The 7,786-nt window shown below is 43.6% G+C and carries 5 protein-coding genes, 1 other RNA gene and 1 pseudogene; 6 read left to right on the forward strand and 1 reads right to left on the reverse strand.

Annotated elements, in window-relative coordinates:
• Positions 1-4: 4 nt before the first annotated feature.
• The 4 genes and pseudogenes from gyrB (at position 5) to Q0372_RS09190 (ending at position 5,359) form a co-directional block, all read left to right on the forward strand.
• Positions 5-2,317, forward strand: a complete 2,313-nt coding sequence (gene gyrB, locus Q0372_RS09175) for a DNA topoisomerase (ATP-hydrolyzing) subunit B (RefSeq protein ID WP_298105128.1) — start codon at positions 5-7, stop codon at positions 2,315-2,317.
• A complete protein-coding gene (locus tag Q0372_RS09180) occupies positions 2,317-3,747 on the forward strand; it encodes an EAL domain-containing protein (RefSeq protein ID WP_298105131.1) in 1,431 nt (476 codons plus the stop codon). The genes gyrB and Q0372_RS09180 overlap by 1 nt, the downstream gene beginning before the upstream one ends.
• Positions 3,726-4,124, forward strand: a pseudogene (gene queF / locus Q0372_RS09185) (preQ(1) synthase); the annotation flags it as partial. The gene Q0372_RS09180 and the pseudogene queF, both read left to right, overlap by 22 nt.
• Entirely contained in the window at positions 4,124-5,359 is a 1,236-nt protein-coding gene (locus Q0372_RS09190; RefSeq protein ID WP_298105137.1) for an HD domain-containing protein, read from the forward strand. The pseudogene queF and the gene Q0372_RS09190, both read left to right, overlap by 1 nt.
• A gap of 3 nt (positions 5,360-5,362) precedes the next feature.
• Here the strand turns inward: Q0372_RS09190 and ffs are convergent.
• Positions 5,363-5,460, reverse strand: an RNA gene (ffs, locus tag Q0372_RS09195) — signal recognition particle sRNA small type.
• 47 nt (positions 5,461-5,507) lie between these two features.
• On the opposite strand from ffs, the gene Q0372_RS09200 reads away from it, so the two are divergent.
• On the forward strand, positions 5,508-5,927 hold the full coding sequence (locus Q0372_RS09200) for a hypothetical protein (protein WP_298105140.1): 420 nt from the start codon (positions 5,508-5,510) through the stop codon (positions 5,925-5,927).
• A 64-nt stretch (positions 5,928-5,991) separates the two neighbouring features.
• The coding region (typA, locus tag Q0372_RS09205; RefSeq protein WP_298105143.1) for a translational GTPase TypA at positions 5,992-7,786 on the forward strand (1,795 nt) is incomplete at its 3' end.

Consider the following 7,786-nt stretch of genomic DNA (forward strand, 5'->3'; position numbering starts at 1 on the left):
AATTATGAAGCAAAATTACGGCGCTAGTAATATTAAAGTTTTGAAGGGTCTTGAGGCTGTTAGAAAGCGCCCCGGAATGTATATTGGAGATACCAATATCGGCGGACTTCACCATATGATCTACGAGGTAGTGGATAACTCGATCGATGAGGCGATGGCAGGTTACTGTGACACGATTGATGTTGAGATCACTATCGAGGGAAGTTGTATCGTTAGTGATAACGGTCGCGGAATCCCCGTCGATATACATCCGACTGAAAAAATTCCTGCCGCGACAGTGGTTCTTACAGTGCTCCACGCAGGCGGTAAATTTGATAAAGACACTTATAAAGTCTCCGGTGGTCTGCACGGCGTGGGTGTTAGCGTCGTAAATGCGCTCTCAAAAAAGCTCGTTGCTACGATCAAACGTGACGGAAGTATTTATAGACAAGAATTTGCCAAAGGAATTCCTACTACCGAGCTTGAAAAGATAAAAACTACTAATCGCACGGGTACTACGATTGAGTTTTGGCCCGACGGCGAAATTTTTGAAATTTTAGAATTTGACGATGAAATTTTATCAAAAAGATTTCGCGAGCTAGCGTATCTAAATCCAAAAATTACGATAAATTTTAAAGATAATCGCACGGGTAGGGACGAGCACTTTCACTTCGAAGGCGGCTTAGAAAGCTTCGTAAACGATATGAATAAAGCGCCTGCCATATCCAAAGCCGTATCGTTTAGCGACGGTGCGGAAGATGTTATGGTGGATTTCGCGCTGATGTATAACGAAACATATAGCGAGAATTTATTAAGCTTCGTAAATAATATTAAAACTCCGGACGGCGGCACTCACGAGGCTGGTTTTAGAGCGGGTCTTACGCGCGCGATAACAAATTACGTCGCGGCAAATGCGGCTGCGCGCGAAAAGGACACGAAGATAACCGGCGATGATGTTCGCGAGGGACTTATTGCGGTAATTAGCGTAAAGGTTCCCGAGCCGCAGTTTGAGGGACAGACTAAGGGAAAATTAGGTTCCAGTTACGTTAAGCCGATCGTACAAAAGATGGCGTTTGAGGTGCTTAGCAAGTATTTTGAAGAAAATCCGATTGAAGCGCGTGCCATTATGAATAAGGCTCTTTTGGCCGCGCGCGGTCGTGAAGCGGCAAAAAAAGCACGCGATCTAACGCGTAAAAAAGACAATATAAATTCCGTCGGAACCCTTCCAGGAAAGCTAGCCGATTGTCAGAGTAAAGATGCAAGCATCAGCGAAATTTATCTGGTTGAGGGCGATAGCGCGGGCGGTTCGGCGAAGCAGGGAAGAGATCGCGTGTTTCAAGCGATCCTGCCGCTTAGAGGAAAAATTTTAAATGTAGAAAAGGCGCGCCTGGATAGAATTTTGCAATCCGAAGAGATTAAAAATATGATCACGGCCTTTGGCTGCGGTATTGGAGAGGAATTTAACGAAGAGAAACTCCGCTATCACAAAATTATCATTATGACGGACGCAGACGTCGACGGTAGCCACATCCAGACGCTGCTTTTAACATTTTTCTTTAGATTTTTGCGCCCTGTTGTCGAAAACGGCTATGTTTATCTGGCACAGCCGCCGCTTTTTAGATATAAAAAGGGCAAAAAAGAGATCTATCTGAAAGATGAAAAGGCACTTAGCGAGTTTTTGATCGAAACGGGCATCGATATGGGCGAGTTTGAAGGTATCGGCAACGAGGATCTGATTGATTATCTAAAAATCGTCTCAAACTACCGCTCGCTTCTAAATGAGCTCAAAAAGCGCTTCAGCGTGCTTAGCGCGATTAGATTTTTGATAGAAAACGACGAAGCGCGAAGCCTCGGCTATGAGGAGTTATTTAAAATTTTAAAACCGCGCCTGGAGAGTGAAGGATTTAATATCTTAAATTCCTACGTAAATGATGAAGGCATTAGAATTTACGTCCAAACTCCGAGCGGCTTGGAACAGCTCGTGATAGATGAGAATCTATTCGGCAATTATATCTTTGAAGAGGCGATCAGAATTTATTCAAAGATCAAAGAGCGGGATGTAAGTTTTGGCAAGGATTTTATTGAAATTTTAGACGAAATCGAAAAAAGCTCGAAAAAAGGCGCTTATATTCAGCGCTATAAAGGTCTTGGAGAGATGAATCCGGAGCAGCTTTGGGAAACTACTATGAGCCCTGAAAATAGAAGGCTTTTAAAAATCAGCATTGCAGACGCACAAAGTGCTAGCGATACCTTTAATCTCTTCATGGGCGACGAGGTTGAACCGCGTAGGAATTACATTCAAGACCATGCCAAAGACGTTAAACACTTGGATATATAATGTCTGTTTTATTTAGTGAGACCAAAGAGCGCGAAAACCGCTTCATAACGGCACTTAAAATTTCGGTACCGTTTACCTGCGTTTTGATTGTTTTTGGAATTATTTTATTCCGAAACGGCGAGTTTAAATTTGACGACGTAATTTTGTTTTTGATACTTTTGATCTGCTATGTTTATTATGTCATCTATCAAATTTACTTTGGCTTTCAAAAAACGCTGATTGATCCCGTTACTCACGTGTTTGTGCGAGAGGAGATCGAAAAAATTTTAAGTAATGATCTAGCTAAAAATCGTCAAATAAATATCGTTCTTTTGCGAATTAAAAATATCATCGACATAAACGATCGATACGGCTACAAAAACGGCGATGAAATTTTATATGAGTATTGTAAGGAACTTTCAAATTTTATGGCGGAGCAGGGTTTTAAGGACCTTCCGATCGGGCGCTTTATAAACGGCTACTTTGTATTCGGCGTAGAATCAAAAGCTACAAATTTAAGTCATATTTTGCGAATGTTTGAACATAAAATTTCAAGTCAAACGATTAAAAATGTAGAGATAAAAAGCGAATTTACGATGCTTCCAAGCTCATATGATCGCAATCTAAATAATATCGTAAATGCGCTATTTTATAAGATAAATCACCTGGACGACGAAGAGCACGGCGAGAAGGCGATCGACGTAGAAAAGGTATTAATAGACGTATTTTCCGCCGACGTTATGGAAGCGATCGATAGTGAAAATTTCAGCTTCAAATATCAGCGCGTTGCAGATAAAAACGGCGTAAAATCGCATATAAATTTGATCCCGAAGCTTGATCTAAGAAGCGGCGAAAAGATCACAAAAAGTAGAATTTTAGATATTTTGCTTCTAAATCATTATGACATCAAATACGATATTTCGATGATGAGGCAGATTTCTAGGATCATCTATTTTAAAGATATTGACGCTAAAATTTTTATTGAGATTATGCCTCAGACCCTGCGAAATAACGAGTTTCGCAATGAAATTTTAAAGCTCATCGATAATAATCTGATTGATCCGAAAAAGATTGTGTTTGAGTTTAACGAAAAGCTTATTTATTCGGAGATCAAGCGCTTTGATGAAATTTTGATTAAATTCCGCGAACTCGGATTTAGCTTCGCGCTATCGCAGTTCGGCGGCTCGAACGCGAGCTTTGAGTATTTAAAATTTCTAAACGTCGATTTTATCGTTTATGACATAGAATTTAACAAAAATTTAGACGATGAAAAGATTAAAAATATCTTCATAGGCATTAATGAAGCCTGCGCTAAATCGGGCATCAAAACCATAATGCGCTTTGTAGATAAGCAGGAATTTCAAATGCAACTTTATAAAATGGGTATCGATTGTATTCAGGGATTTTGTGTTGAAAAGCCGAATGATATATCGAATTTAAGGAGATCATAGTGAGATACGGCGAAGAGGAAATTGAGAAATTTGACATCGAAAATTTAGAAGTTTGGCCCAATAAACAGGAGCGTGATTATTTGATAAAAATCACCCTGCCCGAGTTTTGTTGCCGTTGCCCGCGCTCTGGCTATCCAGACTTTGCGACGATCTATTTGGAATATATTCCGGATAAGCTCGTAGTCGAACTTAAAGCGATTAAAATTTACATAAATTCATTCATGAACCGCTATATCAGCCACGAAGATAGCATAAATGAAATTTACGGCGCGCTGCAAAGCAAGCTAAAGCCTAAATTTATGAAAATCACGGGCGATTTTAATCCGCGCGGCAACGTCCACACGGTAATCGAAATAAACTCGGATCAAATTTACCGATGATAAGCTCAAATTTAGTCGAACAAATTTTTAAATCCGCAAGCATTAGCCGCTGGAACGATTACCCAAAGATGGTGAGTTTAGTCGAGCTCGACAAGCAGGCGCATAAATTTATCATCGCTTATTTTATCGCTAGCTTTGAGCGCGATGTGGATATCAACTACGTCATAGAAGCGGGGATTTTCGAGTTTTTAGCGCGCATCGTAGTAACAGACATCCGTCCGGACGTCTTTCATCAGATACAAAAAACCAAGAAAAAAAAGATTAACGAATGGGTTTTAAGCGTCCTAGAAAGCGATCTTTTGCCTATTCAAAACGGAGAGTTTTTCGAGCGATTTAAAAAATATCTAAATTCCAAGGATCATAAGAAAGAAGCCGTGATCTTAAAGGCGGCGAGCTACCTTTCTACGAGCTGGGAATTTAATATCGTATATCAAACGAGCCAGTTTTTAAACGATATTGAAGAGCTAAAATCCAAGGTCGAGGAGGAGCTCGAGGATTATTACGAGCTAATCGGCGTGCGAAAGATCGTGATGAATAAAAAACTTGCTCGCATAGTCGATCTTAGCGGCAGACTTCGTTTTCAAAAGCGCTGGGCGCAGACGCCGCGCATCCCTGAGACATCGGTGCTTGGACACATGCTGGTAGTTGCGATTTTAAGCTACTTTTTTTCGCTTGAAGTGGATGCGTGCCGCTCGCGCACGGCGTATAATTTTTTCTGCGCGCTATTTCATGATTTGCCCGAAAGCCTAACTCGCGACATCATTAGCCCCGTAAAATACGGCGTCAAGGGCCTTAGCGACATCATTAGCGAATATGAGATGCGGCTAATAGACGATAAAATTTTACCCTTTGTGCCCGAGCATATGAGAGATGATTTCAGTTATATTTTGGGTATCCGCAAAGAGGGCGGTAAATTTATAAAAGACGAGTTTGAAAATCGCACTTTCGAGCTAGGCAAGGAGCCTAAATTTGCAGAAGGCAGCCTAAAGATGTTTAATGAAGATAAATTTCGCGCAATCGACGGCAAGGCGCTTAAGTATTGCGATAAACTAGCGGCGTTTTTCGAGGCGGGGATTTCGATCAGCTACGGCGTGAAAAGCAAGGAGTTGCTTAGTGGGTATAATTCGATGTTAGAGTTTTTCAAAGCCAAGCCGAAAATTGAAGGCGTCGATTTTCAGAGTGTTTGCGAGGATTTCAAAGAGCATTTCGGACTTAATAGGATCGATTTATAAAACCCCTTCCCAGATGGCTGCGGCACATGCGAGATCTAAGTGCTCTGCTGTATTCCTACCCTGAAGCGGTGCCTAAAAAAAGCATTGCACAGGTCTAAGAAAGGGCAAACGGGATTATATGGAAATGTTTCTTAAAGTAAGGTTATAAATGAATTTCAAAAATCATCTTTTATCCGTATTTCGCGAGGTTTTTATCCCTCATCATCGTTCTATTGAGTTCAGAGCCAAAATTTTTGCCGCTATGCTGCTTGCTAAAAAAAAGCAGACCGACGAGGATTACGACGCGATCAAAGATATAACCGGCGAAATTTATCCGGGCGACGAACAGCGCATCGGCGTGCTGGTCTCCATCGTAAAAGAGTATATCTTAAAGGCGAAAACCTATAAAAGCTTAAATTTAGATTCGCTTTTAAAAGAGATCGACAGAGATATCAAAAATAACAAAAAATATATCAAAAAGATTGATTTTTCGCATCTACGCCGTTTGATTGGAGATGATGACGAGGATGCGCTAATCCAACAGCGCGTTTATGAGTTTTTTGTCTGCGAAGTCAAAGAGTACTCGTAAATTTTTATCTTAAGAATTTTTTTAGTATAATCGTCAGCCTTTAAAATAGCAAACGGAGAAAAATTTGGAAAATATCAGAAATATTGCGGTTATCGCGCACGTCGATCACGGCAAGACCACTATCGTAGATGAGCTTTTAAAACAATCCGGCACCTTTGGTAATCACCAAGAAGTCGGCGAGCGCGTGATGGACAGCAACGACATAGAGCGCGAGCGCGGTATTACGATCCTATCCAAAAATACCGCCATCCACTACGGCGGCGTTAAAATCAACATCATCGACACTCCGGGCCACGCCGATTTCGGCGGAGAGGTCGAGCGCGTACTAAAGATGGTAGACGGCGTGCTTTTGCTCGTCGACGCGCAAGAAGGCGTCATGCCGCAGACGAAATTTGTCGTAAAAAAGGCGCTATCTTTGGGGCTTAGGCCGATAGTAGTCGTAAATAAAATCGATAAGCCCGCAGCCGATCCGGACCGCGTGGTAAATGAAATTTTCGATCTTTTCGTAGCGCTTGACGCAAACGACGAGCAGCTTGAGTTTCCCGTCATCTACGCCGCGGCCAAAAACGGCTACGCAAAATACGATCTAAACGACGCAAGCGCCGATATGAAGCCGCTTTTTGAGACGATCATCTCTCACGTCCCTACTCCGAGCGGCAGCGACGATAATCCTTTGCAGCTGCAGGTTTTTACGCTCGATTACGACAACTACGTCGGCAAGATCGGCATCGCTAGGATTTTTAATGGCACGATAAACAAAAACCAAAGCGTTATGTTAGCTAAAGCCGACGGCACGCACATAAACGGCAGAATTTCAAAACTCATCGGCTTTAACGGGCTTGAGCGCACCGACATCGACGCGGCGGGCACCGGCGACATCGTGGCGATTGCGGGCTTTGACGCGCTTGACGTAGGCGATAGTATCGTCGATCCCAATAATCCGATCCCGCTTGATGCGCTGCATATCGAAGAGCCGACTCTTAGCGTAATTTTTAGCGTAAATGACGGACCGCTGGCGGGCACGGAGGGCAAATTCGTAACCTCAAATAAGATCGACGAGCGCTTGGAAGCGGAGATGAAAACCAACATCGCGATGCGCTATGAAAACGCGGGCGAGGGAAAATTTAAAGTAAGCGGTCGCGGCGAGCTGCAGATCACGATTTTAGCCGAGAATATGCGCCGCGAGGGTTTTGAGTTCTGCCTTGGGCGCCCGGAAGTTATCATCAAAGAGATCGACGGCATCAAATGTGAGCCTTTCGAGCATCTAGTCATCGACGCGCCCGATGATTGCACCGGCACCGTTATCGAAAAGCTCGGCCGCAAAAAGGCCGAGATGAAGGTGATGAATCCTACCGGCGACGGGCAGACGCGTATGGAGTTTGAGATCCCGGCGCGCGGTCTCATCGGCTTTCGCTCGCAGTTTTTGACCGATACTCGCGGCGAAGGGGTGATGAACCACAGCTTTTTGGAATTCCGCCCCTTCATCGGCGCGGTCGAGAAGCGACAAAACGGCGCGCTCGTGAGCATGGAAAACGGAGTGGCGCTAGGATACAGCCTGTGGAACCTGCAAGATCGCGGCGTGCTTTTTATCGCTCCGCAGGCGAAGGTCTATCTGGGCATGATCATCGGCGAGCACAGCCGTCCGAACGATCTGGACGTTAATCCGATCAAGGGTAAAAATTTAACCAACGTCCGCGCCAGCGGTAGCGACGATGCGATCAAACTCGTGCCGCCGCGCGCATTAAATTTAGAGCGTGCGCTGGAGTGGATCGAGGAGGACGAGCTTGTGGAGGTTACGCCAGTAAATATCCGCGTGCGTAAGCGTTACCAAAAGCATGCCAATCATTCGTTTCATCATT

This window comes from uncultured Campylobacter sp. (assembly GCF_937997405.1).
Lineage (GTDB): Bacteria > Campylobacterota > Campylobacteria > Campylobacterales > Campylobacteraceae > Campylobacter_B.